We start from the raw sequence: 18698 nt of genomic DNA on the forward strand, positions 1-18698 counted from the left end.
GCGTGGGGCTCCCGGGCCGTCGACTGGCACAAGCGCCGCAAGGGGAAGTGAACCATGACGAGGGCCCGCACGCTCGAGGCCGGCGCCATCATCACGGCGTCGGACCGCACCGGTGCCGCCTTTGCGTCCGTCTCGCGCAAGCTCGCCGGCCTCGACCGCTCGGCGAGGAGCGTCAGCCGCTCGATGACGATGCACGATCGTGCGGCCAGGACCATGACCGCAGGGATGATCGCTGCCGGTCGCGTGCTCGGCCCGGCCGCGCTCGCTTATGGCACGACCCGTGCCGTGCGTAGCTTTGCCGAGCTCGAGCGGAGGATGACCCGCGTCGGCATCACAGCGGACGCCTCGCGCGAGGACATGCAGCAGTTCACGGGCGAGGCCCGCCGCATGGCGGGCGAACTCGCGATGCCCATGGACCAGATCGTGGCCGGTGCCGACGCGCTCGCCGCACAAGGCCGGTCCATGCAGGAGATTCGCGCGATCCTGCCGTCCGTCGCGAAGACGGCGCAGGCGGCCGGTGCCGAGGTGGATGACATCGCCCGCTCGGCCGACGCTGTCGGCACCCACCTGCAGATCGGCGCGACCGAGATGCAGAAGGCCTTCGACATCATGGCTGAGGGCGGCAAGGCCGGGCAGTTCGAACTGAAGGACATGGCCCGCTACCTGCCGTCGCTCGCGCCGGCAGCGAAGGCCCTCGGGATGGAGGGGACGAAGGGACTGTCCGATCTCGTCGCCATGCTGCAGATCCTGCGCAAGGGCGCCGGCTCCGCTGAGGAGGCGGCGACCTCCATGAACAACATCCTCCAGAAGATGTCTTCGGAGGAGACGCGCAAGCGCTTTGCGAAGATGGGCGTGAACCTCGAGGCGGCGCTCAAGAAGGGACGCAAGGAGGGGCGCAACCTCATCGAGGTCTTCGAGGAAGCGACGTGGAAGGCGATCAAGGGCGACCTGTCGCAGTTGCCCAAGGTCATCAACGACATGGAGTTCGCACGCGGCATGCGAGCGCTCCTGTCGATGCGCGGCGAGTGGCAGAAGCTCGCCAGCACCATCGGCCAGGCGAGCGGGACGGTCGAGCGCGACCTCAACATGGTTCTGGGCGACACCCAGGCGAAGCTCCAGACGCTGTCCAACTCATGGGATCGGTTCGTCAATGCCGTCGGTTCCGGGGCCGTCAGCATGGGTGTGGGCAGCCTGCTGCAGGGCCTGGCTGAGAGCATTGAGGAACTCGGCAGCGGGCTGGAAAAGGTCGAGAACATCCTCGAAAAGCGCCGGCAGATCGCGGCGGCCGATGCCGACGCTTCGGGAGACGCACGCGGCACGAAGAAGTGGATCGAGGAAGAGACGCAGAAGGGCGCCGCCTTCGACGCCTGGATCCTCGCCAAGACGGGCATCGACTTCAGCCGCGGGCTCGCCGGCCTCGTCGAAGCCTACGAGCAGTCGCTCAGCGTCGATGCGGCACTGCGGGAAGGCCGGCGCAGTGCGGAGGGGCGGTCCGACAAGGCGCGCGAGGACATGCTCGATGAGCTGCTCTATGGCCGCTCATCGCTCGGCGACAAGCGGCTCGCCGCCTTCTCTTCCGCCATGGGGGAGGAGGAGAACCGCCGCATCTACGACCTGCAGCGCGAACTGGAGCGCTTGCAGGCAGTGTGGATGGCACAGCGTGGCATGAGCCTCGGCTTCTGGCAGCCCTTCGGTGCTTCGGCGCAAGGCAAGGGCTGGAAGGGAGCGAAAGCCATCGGCGCCGGGCCCGGCATGGATGGGCTTTCCGGTGCCAGCACGATGGAGGGACCGGGCTTCGGCGCCTTCGGCGCGAAGATGGGCGTGCCCCTCATCGGCGATGGCGGGCCGATCAAGGCCGAGCTCGAAGGGCATGCGCGCGTCGTCAACGAAATCGAGCTTACGCTCAACACCGATCTCTTCCGGGCGCAGGTGCGGCAGGTCATCCGCGAGGAGGTCGGGCACATCCGCCTTTCGCCGCAGATGAGCCCGGTCGGGCCGGGCTCAACGGGCTTGTCGTCGCCGGATGCGGGCGGCTAACCGCCATTTCCTGCGATTGCTCGTGTGGCATCGATCTGCTGTTTCGAAGTGTCGGCAAGTACATGGCCGAGATCTCGCAGCCGCTGAATAATTACGCCAAGGCCGATCATGATGTTGATCGCGGCGACTGCCGCCCAGCCTGCGGTAATCCTAGACCATTGAGCGCCGAGATACGCGGCTTCTGCCATAGAAAAGGTGCCGGCCTCGCGACCTCTGTAGCTCCAAACAGAGAAGCTTTCACCCGTAAGGAAAAAGATCGCTCCCGCGTTGAAAACGATCAGTAGGAAAAGTGGAAAAGTGCCGCGAAAGTTGAGCTTCATGGTCAATCCCCCGGTTGGAAAGGGGGAGATTAGACGAGGATGGCCGGTCGGCAAGCCACCCAGGGGGCGCATCTGATGAAGCCATGACAAGGAACGTGAAGCTGTCCTCGGTCATGTCGATGGAGCGGACTTGAAATGCGGCCACCATCGTGCGGTCGCGCCCGCGCAATGCGGCCGAGCACGCGATAATGGCGGAGGTTCTGGCGTTCCGGATCGGGGATCACGGCATCCCCGACGATTTCCTGCTGGCCTATTGCGAGACCTTCGGAAGCTCGCTCTGTCGTGAGGAGCAACTAAGCGATGAGGGACTGGTCGCGCACGCTGTTCCACGCCTCGTTTCGTGGCGTGCCCTTCTGGGTCGAGGTCGACGAGGAGAGGGGCGGGCGGCGCATCGTCACGCATGAGTTTCCCATGCGCGACGAGCCGTTTCACGAGGACCTGGGCGAGAAGGCGGCCATTTTCTCGGTGACGGCCTATCTCGCCTCGGACGCGGCCGATGCGGAGGCAGCGGCGCTCGCAAGTGCCAGCCGCGCCCGCGGCCCGGCGGTCCTCGTCCTGCCCATGCATGGGCCACTGACGGCCCGCTGCGTCGACTTTCGCCGCTCGCGCGAGCGGGATCGGGCCGGCTATGTCGCCTACGAACTCGATTTCGTGCGCGAAGGGGCGACCGTTGCCATCGCGAGCGTCGCCTTTCTGGCGCAACAGGTCTTCAACGCGGTCGACGCGCTCGCCGGCATCATCGGTGGCGCCTATGCGGAGCTGACGGACGTGCGCCGGCGGCCCGACTATGCGGTGGCCGCGGCGGTCGATGCGGCACAGGACGCGGCGGCGACGCTCGAGGTGGTGCGCACGTCGCAGCCCGTCGACCCGGAGGTGAGCGCCGGGGCGCGCGATGCGATCGCGGCCCTGCACGACGAGGCGCCGGCCCTCATCACCCGGGCGGCCGGCGCGGCGCCGGAGGTGGCCGAGCGGATCTTCGCCATCGCGCGGAACCTGGGCGACGGCCTGCCGGCCGATGCCGCCGTCGGCGCCTTTCGCGAGATCGTCGCGATTCGTCCCTTCGTGGAGCCGGCGCGCACGGACGGGGAGCGGGCCGCGGCCCAGAACCGCAGTATCACGGGCCTCGTGCTGCGCCTCGCCGCTCTGGCGGCCATGGTCGAGGCCACCACCCGCCGGCAGTTCGACGGGCGGCGGGATGCGATCACGGCGCGCGGGGAGCTCGCCGAACTCATCGCGCGCGAGCAGGCGGGCATGACGGGCGCGGCCTATGCCGCGCTCTACCTCGCCAGCGAGGATATGAGCGGGCGCGCCGTCGACCTGCTGTCGCGCCAGATCGCGGACATTGCGCCCATCGTCACCGTCACGGTGCCGCGGGCACTGCCGTCGCTGTGGCACGCCTGGCGGCTGTACGGCGACCCGAACCGAGCCGACGACCTCGTGCGGCGCAACCGCGTCGTCCATCCATCCTTCATGCCCGAGCGTTTCGAGGCGCTCGGGAATTGAGGCCAGCCGACCATGGGAGAGGAGATCGTCACCGTCGTCGTCGGCGGGCAACGCTTCACAGCCTTCCTGCGCATGCAGGTGCGCGCCTCCATGAAGGAGGCGGCGCGGTCGTTTCGCCTCGAGGTGGCGGCCGAACTGGGGGCCACGGCGACGGCCTGGACGTTCCGCGCCGGGGCAAAGGTATCCATCTATGCCAATGACGACCTGCTGCTCGTCGGCCATGTCGACCGCTACCGGCCGCGCATCGACGCCGAGGACGCGCGCGTCGCGATCGAGGGCCGGTCTAAGTCGGCCGACATCATCGATTCCTCGGCGGAGCACGACACGGGTAGCTTCGAACAGAAGACGCCGGTGGAGATCGCGAACGAGCTCGGGGCGCCCTTCGGCGTCACCTTCGCCGCCGACGGCGAGATGGAGCCGATCGACTACCAGATCACGCCGGGCGAATCCGTGTTCCGGGCCGTGGAGAAGATGGCCCGGCAGCAGGGCTACACCCTGATGGGCGAGGCCGACGGCAGCATCCGCATGCCGAAGGCCGGCAGCAAGCGCCATGCCGGCGGCATCGTCGAGGGGCAGAACCTCAAGAGCGGCGAAGCCGACCACAACTGGTCCAACCGCCACAGCAAGTATGTCGTGAAGGGGCAGCGCGCCGTCGGCAGCGGACCGGACAGCCTCGAGGTGGAGGCCATCGCCCGTGATGCCGGCGTCGGCCGCTATCGCCCCGTCATCATCGTGGAGCAGGACGACACCACGCCGGCCCGGGCCCGCAAGACGGCGCGGAACCGGCGCGACAAGGCGGCGGGTAGGGCCCTGTCGGCGACCGTCACTGTTCAGGGTTTTCGCGATGAGCGAGGCGCCATCTGGCGGCCGGGCTGGCTTGTGTGGACCGAAAGCGAGTTCCTGCAGATCCGGCAGGAAATGCTCATCGAGACCGTCGACTTCGTGCAGGACGGCGTAGGCGGCAGCGAGGCCAAGCTCGGTCTCGTCGACCCGCGCTCCTACGGAGGGAAGAAGAACAAGGGCAACAAGTCCGGCGACGCGTGGGAGCAGAGCGACGACGAGGCGACCGATGAGTGACGTCTATCACCTCGACGACGCGGTGCGCGCCATGATCCGCCGGGCGAAGCTCGTCTCGCTCGACGACAGCGGCGGACAGCAGATGATGGGCCTCGCCGGGCTCAAGGGCGACAGCCCGCGGAAGGTGCCGCGGGTGCAGCCCTATGGCTTCACGTCGAACCCGCCGGCCGATTCCGTCGGCGTCCTCATCTCGCTCGGCGGCCGGTCCGACCGGGCGATGGTCATCGGCGTGGAGCACGAGGCCTATCGGCCGCGCGGCCTGCCGGGTGGGGCGACGGCCATCTATGACCAGTTCGGCAGCATCGTCTCGCTGGTCGAGCAAGAGGTCCGCGTCGTGCACGCGCAGAAGGTCGTCGTGAGCGCGCCCGAGATCATCCTCGAGGCGGGCGGTTCGCAGATGACCATTTCCGCCGGCGGCACGGACATCCAGTCGCCGGCCCTGCGGCACAACGGCCGCAACATCGGCGAGACCCACGTTCACACCAACGTGCAGCCGGGCACGGGGAACACCGGGCAGCCCGCGGCCTGATCAGGAACGGTCATGGACATCCTCATCCGCACTGCCGAAGGGCAGGAGGCGCAACCTTTCCTGTTGTGGGACAGCGTCTGGGACGGCGCGACGCACCAGGCCGACTGGGCCTTGGCCGATGGCGAAGCGCTCAACGTCGGCGGCCTTCGTGCCCGCTCGGCGCTGGAGACGGCGGTGGTGCTGGCGCTCTTCACCGACCGGCGGGTGCGCGATGACCACCCGCTGCGGAAATATGCCGACGCCGACCCCCGCGGCTGGTGGGGCGACGGCGTCGACGTGCGCGCCGACCTCGGCGAGGAGCCGCTGGGCTCCCTGCTGTGGCTGCTGGAGCGGGCGGCGCTTACCGAGGATGTGCCGCGCTGGGCCAAGGCCATGGCCGAGGAGGCGCTCATGCCGCTCCTGCGTCAGGGCGCTGCCTCGCGCATCGACGTGGAGGCGAGCGCCCGGGCGCCGGACAACCGGCTCGACCTGATGGTGCGGCTCTACGGGGCCGACGGCCAGAAAATCTACGACCGGCGCTTCGAGATCGTCTGGAGCCAGATGCTGAGATGACCTTCGCCATCCCCTCACTCCCCGATCTCGTCGAGCGGGCGCGCCGTGCCTTCCGCGGGGCTCTGCCCGGCTCGGATGCCTGGCTGTGGCCCAACAACATCGGCCCGTCCGCCAAGGTCATGGGCGGGTTGACGCACGAGGTGTTCGGATTCGCCGACTACATCGCGAAACAGAAATTCGCGCTGACGGCGGAGGGCGAAAACCTCGACATGCATGGTGCCGAGCTGGGGCTTGCCCGCCGACCGGCGACGCCATCGCAGGGACAGGCCGTGTTCACCGCACCTGCGGCATTGACGGTCGATCCGGGCGCCATCCTGCGCCGGGGCGACGGGGTGCAGTTCCGTGTCGTGGCCGGCGGCAGCCTGCCGTCGGCCGGGACGCTGACGCTCGACATCGCCTCGACAGGCACGGGCAAGGCGACGATGACGCTGCCGGGCACCACGCTTTCGGCCGTGTCCGGCCTCATCGGGGCGGCGACGATCGAGGTGGGCGCCGCCGGCGTTGTCGGGGGCGCGGATGTCGAGAAGGACGGCGACCCGTTCACGTCGGACCTCGGCACCTTCCGCGGGCGCATCCTCTTCCGCAAGCGCAACGTGCCGCAAGGCGGCTCGGCGGCGGACTATGTGATGTGGGCCGGCGAGGTGCCGGGCGTCACGGGCGTTTTCGTGGAGCGGCGCTGGTCGGGGCCGGGCACGGTGCGCGTCTTCCCGCTGATGCACGACCTTTTCGAGAGCGGCGTGCCCGATGCGGCCAACGTTCAGCGCGTGGCCGAGCACATCGACGTGCTCGCGCCGGCCGGGGCCGTCGTCACGGTGGTGGCGCCGGTGCCCCGCGTCATCGACGTGACCATCGACGGGCTCGTGCCCGCGACGACGGCCGTGCAGGAGGCGGTGCTCGCCGAGCTCAAGGCCGCCTTCCGCCGGCAGGGCAGGGTGGCGGGCATCGACGTGCTGAGCCCTTCCATGCCCTACCTTGCCGCTTCCGCAACCTTCAGCCGCTCGTGGATCTGGCAGGCGGTGGCCAATGCCAGCGGCGAGGAGCGGCACAGCATCGCGGCGCCGGCCGGCGACATCGGCCTCGTGCCCGGGGAATATCCGGTGCTCGGCGCCGTGGCCTTTACCTGATGCGAGGCGCCGATGTTCTGCCCGAGCAAAGACGACCTCATCCCGCAGGCGCTGGCGCTGCTGCCGCGCGGTCGCGCCTGGGGCACGCACGAGGGCGGCCCGGGGCCGGGGACGACGCTCTATCGCTATTGGGCGGCCGTCTGCGACGTGTTCGCCTTTGCCTGCCGGCGGCTCTGCGCGTTGCGCCTCGAGTTCTGGTGCGCGACGCAGTCGGAGACCCGCGACCTCTGGATGGCCGAATACGGCCTGCCGGATGAATGCGACCCCTATCCCGACCTCTGCGCCAAGGTGGCGGCCCAGGGCGGAGCGCGGTGCGAGCATCTCGTTTCGGTCGCGGCCCGCGCCGGCTGGGTCATCGACTGCGCCGACGCGACCGATGCCTGCGGCGACACCGCCGACTGTGCCGCGGCCGATTGCGCCGAGGCGGCCGGCGGGCCGCCGCTCAACACCATCGTCATTCGCGTCGACCTCGGCGCGTCGGACGCCTACGCCGGCGGCATCGAGACGGCGCCCTTCGCGGACGCCCTCGTCGCCGACGGCTCCCTTGCCTGCGATCCGGACATCTCGCCCCTGCAATGCGTGCTGGATCGTGTCATCCACGCCCATCTCGCCGTCGAGTACATCCTCATCCCGCCGCCGATCTACCTGATGGCGGATGACGAGACGCACCTCGTCGACGAGGACGGCCGCCTCTTCGTTGCGGAGTGACCATCCATGACCGATCTTCTCGGGCCGGCCTCGGCCATCAATGCCGTGACGACGCGCCCCGGCGACACGCGGGTCTTCGGCGAGAACGACAGCTGGTTCAAGCCCTGTACCTCGCCGAGCCAACAGGACGGCACGCGCATCACGGCCGACTTCCTCAACGGCATCCTGGCGCAGATCCGCCGGGCGATCGTCGGCATGGGCGTGAGCGTCGACAATGCCGACGACGACATGCTGCTCAAGGCGATCCAGGCCGCGACGTCGGACATCGACGCCGTGACGAAGAGCGACGCGCGCGCCAACATGCTGCTATACCCCGAGGTGGTGACGCCAGGGGCGGGCGGGCGTGTGAGCATCACGAGCTCGACAGGGCAGGTCCTCGTCGGCGCGATCGACGTCATCATCTGGCGCGGCGTGTTTCGCATCGACCTCTCCACCTTCGCGGAGGGCAGCCGCACCTTCGCCACCTCGGCGAACAAGGTCTATCACCTGCGCTGGCACGCCAGCGGCACGGGCCTCGCGACGCCGGCAGCGTCGTTCCCCAACGGGCGCCTCGTGCTGCGCGACCTGGCGGATGCCGGCTACAACCCGGCCACCCTCGCCGAGAGCCACGCGTTCTTCGACAGCGCCTATGACGACGCGCTGCTGGCGCGCGTGTCGACCAATCCGTCCAACGTGCCGACCGTGACCGCGCTGGCGAACCTCAACCGCCTGTTCCTCACGGCGCGCAAGTCGGGCACGCCGGCCAATCTCGGGCTCGGGACGCTCGCGTTCTCCGCCACGCAGGACGTCAACTGGTCGCGCACGCCGCAGATGCAGGTGGTGACGGGGGCCGTGCAGGCGGATGCGTCGCCGGCCGCCGGGATGGATCACATTGCGAACGCCATCGATCAGATCTCGGTCTCTCGTTACGTGGCCTCGGGGCGCGTGCGCACCGATTGGCGGTCCGACGCGACTTTCGCAACCAGCAGCGGCTACCTCGATTTCAATCTCGCAGCGTGAGGATGGAAGATGACTCTCGAGCAACGCGTTCGCATCGATCAGCGCCCGACGCTTCCCGAGGTGCTTCTCGCCGACCTGATCGCGGGCTCGCGCGACCAGCAGGCCATCAACTGGACGGCTGAGACGCTCCTGAAATTCGTCACCGACGCCCGCGTTTTCGAGCAGCCGGACGGGACGGACTTCAACGCGCTGCTCGCGCCCGGCACGCATTTCGTCACGACCGGGACGAATGCGCCGGTTGCCGGCGCGGGAAACCGGTGGGCCGTCGAGGTCATCCTCGACCCGACGAGCGAGACCCTGCTGCAGCGGGCCTCGCTGCTCGAAGGCGGGACGGCACTGATCATCGGCCACCGTCGGCGCACCGGCGCCGGGGTGTGGGAGAACTGGCTCGGCGGCAGCGTGCGTCCCGAGGACGTCGGCTGGGACGATCCGAACTGGTTCTCCGACAAGATCAACCTGAAAGAGGTGATCATCGCCATTGGTGAGTGGCTCTATGCCCTCGACAGGGGCGTTGGTGACATCTACCCCGTGACGCGCACGACGCTGCGCGACAATGAACTGAAGGCAAATGGCGCCCTTCTCAGTCGCGCCTCCTATCCCGAGCTGTGGGCCCATGCCCAGTCGTCGGGGTTGCTGGTGACCGAGGCCAACTGGTCGTCGAACAATCAGGGCTCGTTCTCCTCCGGGGACGGGTCGACGACGTTCCGCATTCCCGATCTACGCGGCGAGTTCATGCGCGGCTGGGACGATGGTCGAGGCGTCGACAGCGGTCGTGGGGCCGGCACGTCCCAAGGATTTGCGATCCAGTCTCACGTCCATCCCATTGCCGGCTACGAAGGCTCGACCGGCGGCGGGACTGGCGCGACCGTCCTCCGCCAAACGGGCGGCGGGCCCTTCAACGTCGGTTCCACGGGCGGCACGGAAACGCGACCCAGGAACGTCGCGTACATGGTTGTCATCCGGTTCCGCTGAGGTGCATCGATGCTGGTCTACTGCTTCGACTATCGCACGCGCGAATTCGTCGGCGCCTGCGAACTGGGTCCGACGGACGTCGATCCGCGTAACCCCGACGCATTCTTGGTGCCCGGCAATGCGGTGGCGGATCCTCCTCCTGCGCTGGAAGACAAGCAGGCCGCGGTCTGGGGTGGTGCCGAATGGAGCATCGTGCCCGACCACCGCGACGAGATCTGGTGGGATCAAGGAGGGCGACCCGTCGTCATCGAGGAACTGGGTGACCCGTCGGCGCTGGGCTTGTCGCCAGACGCGCCGCCGCCCCCGATCCCGGAGATCGCGCGTCGGCAGCTCCGGCTCTGGATGCTCAATGCGGGGCACGACGACGCCGCGATCCGGGCGGCCATAGCCACGTTGGACGAACCTGATCGCTCCCACGCCCTGATCGAATACGAGGACGCGACGACGTTCCAGCGGTCGCACCATCTGTTCGACCTGCTCGGGCCAGCCTTCGGCTTGGCCTCGGCCGACATCGACCAGGCATTTCGAGAGGCCGCGTTGCTGTAGCGCACTTGCCTTCTTCGTCGCGCTCCCGGTATCTCAGTGGCGGGGACATGGGGCTGGGACATGAGAAGTGCTGCGGCGGCGCTGATGCGCCGCTACGGTGACACCGATTTCGTGACGGGCATGAGGGCCTATGCGGCGCTCGGCGTGGTTCTTATCCACTCCGGTGGTGCAGGGCTGTTGTCCTTCGGGGCGATCGGAGAACGCCTCACGGTCCTCGGCGCGATGGGCGTGCAGGCCTTTTTCGTCATCAGCGGCTTCAGCGTCAGCCACTCCCTCGCGGCGTCGGCGACGACGGGGCAGTATCTCGTCAAGCGCCTATTCCGGCTCCTGCCGCCGTACTACGCGGCGCTCCTTGCCTATGGCATCCCCTGGGGCGCTTCCGCCGAGAACCTCGCGGTCCATTTCGCGCTGATCGATTGGCTGTGGCCGGAGTTCGGGAACAGGATCATCAGCATCGAGTGGACTATTCCCGTCGAGGCCTTCTGGTATCTGCTTGTGCCCGTCATGCTCGCGATTGCGTCGCGCGGGCCTCTGCATTGCCTCGCCATGCTCACCGTCGCTTTTCTCTCGGCGCACCCGCTCTATGCGGCGGCCCGTCTCGCCGGGATGGACCGCGAGCTGTTCTTCCACAGCCCGCTCGCCCATGCCTTCCCGTTTGCCGTCGGCGTGGCCGCCTATCTGGTGCGCAGGCACTTCCCACCGACGAGCAACCTGGTCGCGACAGCGGCCGTAGGCTTTGCCGTGTTGCTTCTCGCGGTGCATGCCACCTTCGGGGTCGGGATGCCGCACATGGTCGCGATCCTCGCCACCGGCGTTGTCATCATATTCGGCAGGGGCGAGGCGTTGGTCGTCCGGGCGCTTCTGCTCAATCCTGTCGTGCTTCTCGTCGGCACCGTGAGCTATAGCGTCTACCTGGTGCACTTCGGCGTGATCATCCAGACGCGAGCCTATGTCTCCGATCCGCTGCTCGTGTTCGTGGTTGGGGCCGTGGCCTCAGTTCTCGTGTCCTGCGTTACCTACCTGCTGATCGAACGACCCGCGATCAGGCTCGGCTCGGCGTGTGTCAGGGCCATGCAACGGCGCTCACCGCGCACGGCCTGACGCCCTTCCAAGGACATCGATATGGATCTCGTTGTGACGGCGCTTGCCTGCGCCGCGCTCAATCGCGCGCGCGGCGACGACAGATGGATGCCCGCCTGGCTCGGCGGCCGGGCGCTCTACTACACGGCGCCGCTGATCGGCGTCATCGCCGCCATATTCGGCGGCATCTCGTTCGGGGCGGCCTTCGGGGCCGCCTTTTTCGTTTGGGCCGTCGGTCCGTGGGGGCACCTCATCGGGCTCGGCCGCTTCGCGCCGGATCGCCCGGCGTCGAGCCTCGAGGCGGTGCTCATCGAAATGGCGGCTGGGAATGTGCATGTCGCGCTCGGCCTGCGGCACCTCTTCGCCCTGCCGGGGCTGATGCTCGCGGCGGCCATCACCGGGGAGCTTCTGCTCGGCGTCGCGGCGGCGCTCGCCTTCTCGGCGCTCGCGACCGGCGCCTATGAGATCGCATGGCGGCTGCGGCCGTCCAATCCGATCATCGTCGCCGAGCTGCTGACGGGCGCCCTGTGGGGCGGCCTCGCCGTCGCGCTGGCGTGATCGATGGCCCGGCTCATTCTCGCCGCCGTGCTCGCGGCTGCCCTCGCCGCCTGCGCCCACCGCCCGATGCATGGGGGTGACCCGGCCGGCCCCGCGATCTTCGGACGCCAATTGATGGGGTTCTGACATGCGCCTTGTCGACAACTGGCGCGTCGTGCTGCAGCGCGCCTGGAGCATCCGGCTGCTCATTCTGGGCGGCCTCCTTTCCGGCCTCGAGGTGGCGCTGCCGCTGATCGGCGGCGTCATGCCGATCCCGCCCGGCCTCTTCGCGGGCCTGTCGCTCCTCGTCACGGCGGCGGCTTTCGTCGCCCGCCTCGTCGCCCAGAAATCCGTATCAGGAGAATGACTATGAGCAGGCGAGCGAAAACCGCCTTGGCGTCCGGACTCGGCCTCGTGGCGCTGACCGCGACGTTCATGACCGCGCCCTGGGAGGGAAATGAGAACCTTGCCTACTACGACCGCCTCGGAAAGGTTTGGACCGTCTGTTTCGGCGAGACGAAGGGCGTAAAGCCCGGCGACCGCTACACCGATGAGGAGTGTCTGCGCAAGCTCTACACGCGGCTCGAGTACGACTTCCGGCGGCCCCTACAGAAGTGCATCCGCGAATTCGACGCCGCACCGGTCAGTGTGCAGGCTTCCATGCTCGACCTCTCCTACAACGTCGGCGTCGGCGCGGCCTGCAACTCGACGGCGGCGCGCCTGATTGCAACAGGCGACATGCGCGGAGCCTGCTACGCAATGACTCGGTTCAATCGTGCCGGCGGCAAGATCATCGAGGGGCTGAAGCGGCGCCGCGAATACGGCGATGCCAACCGCATCGGTGAGCTCGAGTTGTGCCTGGCGGGGCTATGACATGCTCGCCGCCCTCAAGTTGTCGCGGCCGCTCGTCGCCGGCCTCATCGTCCTCGGGCTCCTCCTGCTCGCCTCCCTCAGTTTCTGGTGCGGCATGGCCGCCATCGACCGCATGGAACAGCGCGCCGCCGATGCCGCCCGCGCCGAGCGCGATGCCCATTGGCGCGCGGAGATCGAAAAGGCCAACGCCGCTGTGGAGCGCGTCAAGGCCGAGCAGGCGACGCGCGTCGCCCAGATCGAGGTCCGGACGGCTGCCGAGATTGCCCGCCTCAACGCCGAGCTCGACGACCTGGAGAAGATGAATGCGGCTCTCCCGAATGCTGATGCTTGCGGCCTCGACCGCGATCGTAGCCGCCTGCTCAACGGCGCCCGATAGGCCGGTGATCAAGACCGCGTTCGTGCGGCCGCAGGTGCCGGCAGCGGCACGGGAACCATGCCCCGAGCCAGTGGCGGTGCCCGACCGGCGCCTCTCGCAGCAGGAGGTGGTGTCGCTGTGGGGACGCGACCGGGCCGCCCTGCGCATGTGCGAGCCGCGGCGCCGGGCCGCGGTGGAGGCCGTCGACGCCGCAGGGGAGGGCGCGCCGTGAGCAAATGGCTGGAGGGCAGGAACCTGAACACGCTCCTGGGGCTCATCCAGATTGCCGCACTGATCGCAGGGCTCGCCTATGGGTGGTCGCAGATCGAGAACAACGACAAGCGCCATACCGAAGCGATCGCCAAGCTCGAGGACGCGGACCGGGAACTGAAGAAGGAGATTTCGACCGTCCGCGACCGCGCTGACGCCAAGCTCGAAATTCTCACCCGGGACATGGGGGAGGTGAAGGCGAGCCTGCGCGAGATCAACACCAACCTGAAATGGATCATCAGCAACGCGCCGCGCACCGGCCAGCCGTGACGGCCTCGCGCCAGCTTCGGCCGGCATCCTGCCCATGACGAATCGGCGCGGTGCGCCTTGAGAGATCCGGATTACTCCGGATGCCGAGTGGCTCCCAGCGCCACTCTGCTTGTTGCCTGACTTGCCCCGCTCGGCCCCGGCCGGGCGGGGCTCTTTTCCGCGCTGAAGGCTTGGTTGCAGCCGCAAATAGTGCATTCGGAATTTGCGGCGTTGGAAACCATTCATTAATGAGTTAGTTACATCTCAAAACAGGGAGGGTTAAAATGGCGACGTTGTCACAGCAGTTCCAGTTGCTGGTTGACGCCGGCATGGTCACGCCTGATCCGAGCGCTCCCCGATTTGAGCCTCTGCATCAGCCTAGACATTTTATAATGCGGACAGTTTACGATCTCGGCGATGTGATGATTCGCGACGAGATCGGCCATGCCCAACTGGACGCAGGTTCTGGACGAAATCCAGGCAGAAGACGTAAAGCGTCACAAGAAGCATATTAGTCCTGTCGACGCTGTACGTCGTAAATACCTTCGAAAGCTCTCGCTGCTCACAGGTCGGCCCACGATAGCGTATTATTCGGGCTGGCTCACGAACCCAGGAATCCCGGGTGCTGACATAAACGATGAAGATAAGAATGCGTTTATGATGGCGATCCACAAGGTCCCGAAGGATCGGGGCCTTGATCTTATCCTGCACACGCCAGGTGGCGGCATAGCGGCGGCTGAGTCTTTGGTCGATTATCTGTATCGGATCTTTGGCAAAGATATTCGCGCAATCGTTCCACAGATTGCGATGTCCGCCGGAACGATGCTGGCATGTTCCTGCCGCTCAATAGTGATGGCTAAGCACTCCAATTTGGGCCCGATTGATCCGCAGATTTCTGGTCTGCCCGCTGCCGCGGTCAAGAAGGAAATACAGCGCGCTCTGGCTGATATCCAGAATAACGCAGATATGTTGAACATTTGGCAGTTTGTGCTCAGCAAGTATAATCCGACTTTTATCGGGCAATGCGAGCAGGCAGTGGATTGGGCAAAGGATTTCGTTCGCAAAAATCTTCGAGAGAACATGCTGTCAGGGGAGGCGAATCCGGGAGCTTTGGCAGATGCAGCTGTCGACGCCCTGTCGGATATCGATACGCACAAAGCCCATAGTAGGCATATTCACATCGATGAATGCATTTCGCTCGGCCTCAAAATTGAGAAGTTGGAAGACGATAAGGATCTTCAAGACGCAGTTTTAACGGTTCACCACTGCTATATGCATAGTTTCGGGGTTTCGGGGGCCGCCAAGATTGTGGAGAACCATATGGGGGCGGCAATGATTAAAGTGCCTCATAGCTGAATTTCCTCAAAGGGTGGCTCCTCTCTTTCAGGTCGGTCGCCGCCACTTCATCCAGTTCGTGCCCTTGCCGCGGTCCTTCGGGTCGAACGGCTCGCCGTGAAAGGCCCGTCGGAACCGCTCGGCGTGCTCCGGCTCGGCGAAGCAGTAGACGATCCACCATTTCCCATCATGGTGTACTTGGTGGTGCCGCGGCGCGAGCGTAAGCCGCTGCCCGCGGCAGAACCGCTCGACGTCCTTGTCGAACCTGAGACGCTCACCTCGCTCGTCGCGGTCGGGAAAGCGGGCGGCGGCTCCTACCAGTTTGCCACCACCATAGCGAGGATCAGCAGGACGAGCATCATGATCGCGACGAGACGGCCGCGGCGCTCAAAGCGGGTCATTTTAGTGGGACACCAGGGGTAAAAAGCCGTGGAAAATCAACGGACGAATTTCGTCCCACTTTTCCGGCAAGTCGTTGATGTAGCGCGCTAAGTAAACTCCCCTTGGGAGCGCCACCAAATTCAGCAAGTGAGCCCCCCAGCAAGCGGCCATTGCGTCCTGCGGCCATTTGGAAAACGCTCCGTCTCGCTTTTAGCCGCATGACAGCGAGCAGCTGTTGTGCAGCATTACATGCGCCTGCGCTCCCTCACGTCGGCTGTCGGGGGAGCTGTTTGCCAATTTTTACGGAATTTTATCTAAAATTCTTCCGTTGCGCCTGTTTTCGAGGCACATTGTGCCTATATTAATTGATTGATTACCCACAGTGAGTAAGGTGTCGCTACTCTTACACTGGGGGTACTGATGCGTGCACTTCGCACTTCGATTTCAATCCTGGCGCTCGCCGTCGCCGGCCCGGTTCTCGCTGCCGATCTGCCATCCCGGCAGATGGCTCCGGTCGTGCCCGTCGGGCCGATCTTCACCTGGACCGGCTTCTACGCCGGTGTGAATGTCGGCGGCGCCTGGGAGCATGGCTCTCTGCACGTCCGCGACGAGGATACGTTCCAGTCCATCAACGTCGGCGCGGCCCTCGGCCTGCGCGAGTCGGACAGTGGCGGCTTCACCGGCGGTGCGCAGATCGGCTACAATTACCAGATTGGCCAATTCGTCCTCGGCGCCGAAGCCGACTTCAACTATCTCAATGTCAACCGTCGCATCAGCGGCGTGGTGGCCGACTTCGAAGGTGACGGCGGCTCCGTCTTCGCCAAGGCGACGGTGGACTGGTACGGCACCGTGCGCGCGCGCGTCGGCTTCACCCCGACCGAGCGTCTCCTCGTCTATGCCACCGGCGGTCTCGCCTATGGCCAGGTCAAGCATCGTATGACGGTGGCGGACGATATCGGCGAGGATTCCTGGTCCGGCCGCGGCAACCACACGCAGTGGGGCTGGACGCTCGGTGCGGGTCTCGAATATGCCATCACGAACAACCTGACCCTGCGCGGCGAATATCTCTACGTCGATCTCGGCGACAAGAACACGCGGCTCGGCTACACGGGAACGGACCCGGCGCTCGCCGGCGACACCCTCACGGTCAAGAGCGACACGCAGTTCAGCGTCGTCCGCGCCGGTCTCAATTACAAGTTCTGATCGATCGGGTCCTCTCCGAGGCGGCATCACGGCCGTCTGCGCACTGCGCAGGCGGCCGTTTTCATTTGCCGCCGGCCGGAAAATGCCCGTTCTTATGCGGGAATTATGGATATTATCCTGTCTGCTGTGGAATTGGGGGCTTGCGACTGTCGCGAAATAATCAATAAGTTACGTTTTTGAGACGCTTCGGGCTGTCGCCCGTGGTGGGATCGGAGGGGGCAGTGGAGCATATGAAGTCGGCCTGGCCGCCGTCGCTGTGGGCGGACGTAACGCCTCCGGGAGACGATTACCCGTCGCTTGCGGGTGTGGCCACCGGCGATGTCGTCGTCATCGGTGGCGGCTTCACCGGCTTGTCGACGGCGCTCCATCTCGCCAAGGATGGCAAGCGCGTCGTGCTCCTCGAGGCTGCCGCTCCGGGCTGGGGCGCCTCGGGCCGCAACAACGGCCAGGTCATTCCCACCCTGACGCGCCCGAACCCCGACGACATTGTCGCAAGGCACGGCGCTGACGGCGAGCGCTTCGTCGCCTTATTGCGCGACAGCGCGTCCGTGCTGTTCGACCTGGTGCGTCGCCTCGATATCCCGGCGGAGGCGGAACAGACCGGCTGGATCCAGCCGGTGCATACGCCGGGGCGCATGAAGATTGCCGAGGCGCGCGTCGCGCAGTGGAGTCGCTACGGGGCGCCGGTCGAGTTGCTCGACCGGGAGCGCGTGCGTCAGATGACCGGCTCCGAGGCCTGGCACGGCGGCTTCTGGAACCGCAGCGGCGGGCACATCAATCCCCTGGCGCTCGCGCGCGGCCTCGCACGCGCCGTGGCGGCGAAGGGCGTGAGCATCTTCGCCGGCACGCCGGCCCTTTCCTTCGCCCGCGAGGGCGGCGGCTGGCGCGTCGCGACGCCGCACGGTGAGGTGCGGGCCAAGGCGCTGGTGCTCGCCACCAATGCCTATACCGGGGAATTCGCCACAGAACTCGCGCCTGCCATCGCGCAGGAGGTGGTGCCGGTGCTGTCGTGGCAGATGGCCACCGAGCCCCTCGGCGACAATCTGCGGGCCTCGATCATTCCCGGCCGGCAGGCCGTGTCGGACACCCACGGCGACCTCTGGTTCATGCGCTACGACGCACGCCACCGGCTCGTGACCGGAGGGGCGCTCATCGCTCCGGTCAACGGCGCGGAGCGGCTCAGGCGGCGCATCGGCGAGCGGCTCAAGCGCATCTTCCCACAGATCGGCGAGGTGCGTTTCAGCCATGTGTGGAACGGCTATATCGGCATGACGACCGACTATTTCCCGCGCTTCCATCGCCTCGGGCCGGACGCCTATGCCTGGGCTGGCTGCAACGGCCGGGCGGTGGCGCTGTCGCTCAGCATCGGCCGCGAACTGGCGCGCGCCGTCGATGGCGCGGAAGTTGCTTTGCCGTTCAGCGAGCCGCGGCCCCTGCCGGCGCACGGGTTGCTGCGGCGCCTCGCGCCGCTCAACCTCGTTCTTTATCGCTGGCGCGATGCCCGCGAGATCGCTTGAATCGGTTTGAGGCTGCAGTGGAAGAGGACGATATGGCGGACAAAGCCGATGACAACACCATCAACCTCCTGCGCCGGGCCTTCGCCATGCGCGCGGCGGCCTATGCCTACATGTTCGACACGCTGCGCGAGGAGCTGGGCGAGGAGAAGGCGCTCGAGCTCGGCATGAAGGCGACCCGCCGCATGGGCGAGGACATGGGGCGCAATTTCAAGGACTACGGCCCGGGCGACCTCAACGGGCTGAAGGACGCTTTCCTCGGCGGGATCATCGAGGGCGAGCGCATGTTCTCGCCCGAGGTACGCCGCTGCGACGGCGAGGAGCTGGAGATCTACTTCCACCGCTGCCCACTGAAGGAAGCCTGGCAGGAGATGGGCCGCTCCGATGAGGACGTGCGCAAGCTGTGCCGCATGGCGGGCGCCATCGACACGGGCCTGTTCACCGCGGCCGGCTTCACCTTCGCCGGCGAGACATGGAAGCCGGGCGAGAGCGGCTGCTGCCGTCTCAGGGTCCTGCCGGGCACGGCGGCCTGAG

At 66.7% G+C, this 18698-nt stretch carries 22 protein-coding genes; 21 read left to right on the forward strand and 1 reads right to left on the reverse strand.

Annotation, left to right across the window (positions count from 1 at the left end):
- The first annotated feature begins 54 nt into the window (after positions 1 to 54).
- A complete protein-coding gene (locus tag P2T65_RS01225) occupies positions 55 to 2037 on the forward strand; it encodes a phage tail tape measure protein (RefSeq protein WP_055460636.1) in 1983 nt (660 codons plus the stop codon).
- Here the strand turns inward: P2T65_RS01225 and P2T65_RS01230 are convergent.
- Positions 2034 to 2357 carry a hypothetical protein gene (locus P2T65_RS01230; RefSeq protein ID WP_141659714.1) on the reverse strand — a complete coding sequence of 108 codons (324 nt, stop codon included), beginning with the start codon at positions 2355 to 2357 and terminating at the stop codon, positions 2034 to 2036. The genes P2T65_RS01225 and P2T65_RS01230 overlap by 4 nt on opposite strands.
- Before the next feature lie 300 nt (positions 2358 to 2657).
- Here P2T65_RS01230 and P2T65_RS01235 point away from each other — a divergent pair, with 300 nt between their 5' ends.
- The 20 genes from P2T65_RS01235 to P2T65_RS01330 all read left to right on the forward strand — a co-directional run bounded on the left by P2T65_RS01235 (position 2658) and on the right by P2T65_RS01330 (position 18697).
- On the forward strand, positions 2658 to 3860 hold the full coding sequence (locus P2T65_RS01235) for a DNA circularization N-terminal domain-containing protein (RefSeq protein WP_276199045.1): 1203 nt from the start codon (positions 2658 to 2660) through the stop codon (positions 3858 to 3860).
- Positions 3861 to 3872: 12 nt separating this feature from the next.
- Positions 3873 to 4937, forward strand: coding sequence for a phage baseplate assembly protein (locus P2T65_RS01240; protein ID WP_276199046.1), 1065 nt, complete (start codon positions 3873 to 3875; stop codon positions 4935 to 4937).
- The gene (locus P2T65_RS01245; protein ID WP_276199047.1) at positions 4930 to 5466 is read left to right on the forward strand and encodes a phage baseplate assembly protein V; all 537 of its coding nucleotides are present in this window, start codon (positions 4930 to 4932) and stop codon (positions 5464 to 5466) included. The genes P2T65_RS01240 and P2T65_RS01245 overlap by 8 nt, the downstream gene beginning before the upstream one ends.
- A gap of 12 nt (positions 5467 to 5478) precedes the next feature.
- Complete coding sequence (locus tag P2T65_RS01250) at positions 5479 to 6018, forward strand: phage GP46 family protein (protein WP_276199048.1); 540 nt, start codon at positions 5479 to 5481, stop codon at positions 6016 to 6018.
- A complete protein-coding gene (locus tag P2T65_RS01255; protein ID WP_276199049.1) occupies positions 6015 to 7142 on the forward strand; it encodes a baseplate J/gp47 family protein in 1128 nt (375 codons plus the stop codon). Before P2T65_RS01250 ends, P2T65_RS01255 begins: the two co-directional genes overlap by 4 nt.
- 12 nt (positions 7143 to 7154) lie before the next feature.
- A complete protein-coding gene (locus tag P2T65_RS01260) occupies positions 7155 to 7850 on the forward strand; it encodes a hypothetical protein (RefSeq protein ID WP_276199050.1) in 696 nt (231 codons plus the stop codon).
- 6 nt (positions 7851 to 7856) lie between these two features.
- Complete coding sequence (locus P2T65_RS01265; protein WP_276199051.1) at positions 7857 to 8849, forward strand: hypothetical protein; 993 nt, start codon at positions 7857 to 7859, stop codon at positions 8847 to 8849.
- A gap of 60 nt (positions 8850 to 8909) precedes the next feature.
- Complete coding sequence (locus tag P2T65_RS01270) at positions 8910 to 9821, forward strand: phage tail protein (protein WP_276199052.1); 912 nt, start codon at positions 8910 to 8912, stop codon at positions 9819 to 9821.
- Positions 9822 to 9830: 9 nt separating this feature from the next.
- Positions 9831 to 10367 (forward strand): hypothetical protein, encoded by a 537-nt coding sequence (locus P2T65_RS01275; RefSeq protein ID WP_276199053.1) that lies wholly within the window; start codon positions 9831 to 9833, stop codon positions 10365 to 10367.
- A 60-nt stretch (positions 10368 to 10427) separates the two neighbouring features.
- The gene (locus tag P2T65_RS01280; protein ID WP_276199054.1) at positions 10428 to 11468 is read left to right on the forward strand and encodes an acyltransferase; all 1041 of its coding nucleotides are present in this window, start codon (positions 10428 to 10430) and stop codon (positions 11466 to 11468) included.
- Positions 11469 to 11489: 21 nt separating this feature from the next.
- Positions 11490 to 12005 (forward strand): hypothetical protein, encoded by a 516-nt coding sequence (locus P2T65_RS01285; protein WP_276199055.1) that lies wholly within the window; start codon positions 11490 to 11492, stop codon positions 12003 to 12005.
- Positions 12006 to 12132: 127 nt separating this feature from the next.
- Complete coding sequence (locus P2T65_RS01290; RefSeq protein WP_276199056.1) at positions 12133 to 12351, forward strand: hypothetical protein; 219 nt, start codon at positions 12133 to 12135, stop codon at positions 12349 to 12351.
- 2 nt (positions 12352 to 12353) lie between these two features.
- A complete protein-coding gene (locus tag P2T65_RS01295) occupies positions 12354 to 12857 on the forward strand; it encodes a lysozyme (RefSeq protein ID WP_276199057.1) in 504 nt (167 codons plus the stop codon).
- Between the two features lies 1 nt (position 12858).
- The gene (locus P2T65_RS01300; protein ID WP_276199058.1) at positions 12859 to 13233 is read left to right on the forward strand and encodes a hypothetical protein; all 375 of its coding nucleotides are present in this window, start codon (positions 12859 to 12861) and stop codon (positions 13231 to 13233) included.
- 4 nt (positions 13234 to 13237) lie between these two features.
- On the forward strand, positions 13238 to 13444 hold the full coding sequence (locus P2T65_RS01305) for a hypothetical protein (RefSeq protein ID WP_276199059.1): 207 nt from the start codon (positions 13238 to 13240) through the stop codon (positions 13442 to 13444).
- Positions 13441 to 13752, forward strand: coding sequence for a hypothetical protein (locus tag P2T65_RS01310; RefSeq protein WP_276199060.1), 312 nt, complete (start codon positions 13441 to 13443; stop codon positions 13750 to 13752). Before P2T65_RS01305 ends, P2T65_RS01310 begins: the two co-directional genes overlap by 4 nt.
- 423 nt (positions 13753 to 14175) lie before the next feature.
- Positions 14176 to 15087: a hypothetical protein gene (locus P2T65_RS01315; RefSeq protein WP_276199061.1), complete on the forward strand. Its 912-nt coding sequence runs from the start codon at positions 14176 to 14178 to the stop codon at positions 15085 to 15087.
- A 780-nt stretch (positions 15088 to 15867) separates the two neighbouring features.
- A complete protein-coding gene (locus P2T65_RS01320) occupies positions 15868 to 16650 on the forward strand; it encodes an outer membrane protein (RefSeq protein ID WP_063190019.1) in 783 nt (260 codons plus the stop codon).
- A 230-nt stretch (positions 16651 to 16880) separates the two neighbouring features.
- The gene (locus P2T65_RS01325; RefSeq protein WP_276199181.1) at positions 16881 to 18167 is read left to right on the forward strand and encodes an FAD-dependent oxidoreductase; all 1287 of its coding nucleotides are present in this window, start codon (positions 16881 to 16883) and stop codon (positions 18165 to 18167) included.
- A 32-nt stretch (positions 18168 to 18199) separates the two neighbouring features.
- Positions 18200 to 18697 (forward strand): L-2-amino-thiazoline-4-carboxylic acid hydrolase, encoded by a 498-nt coding sequence (locus tag P2T65_RS01330; protein WP_055457607.1) that lies wholly within the window; start codon positions 18200 to 18202, stop codon positions 18695 to 18697.
- Position 18698: the final 1 nt, after the last annotated feature.

This window comes from Chelatococcus sp. XZ-Ab1, from assembly GCF_029309855.1.
Taxonomy (GTDB): Bacteria; Pseudomonadota; Alphaproteobacteria; order Rhizobiales; family Beijerinckiaceae; genus Chelatococcus_A; species Chelatococcus_A sambhunathii.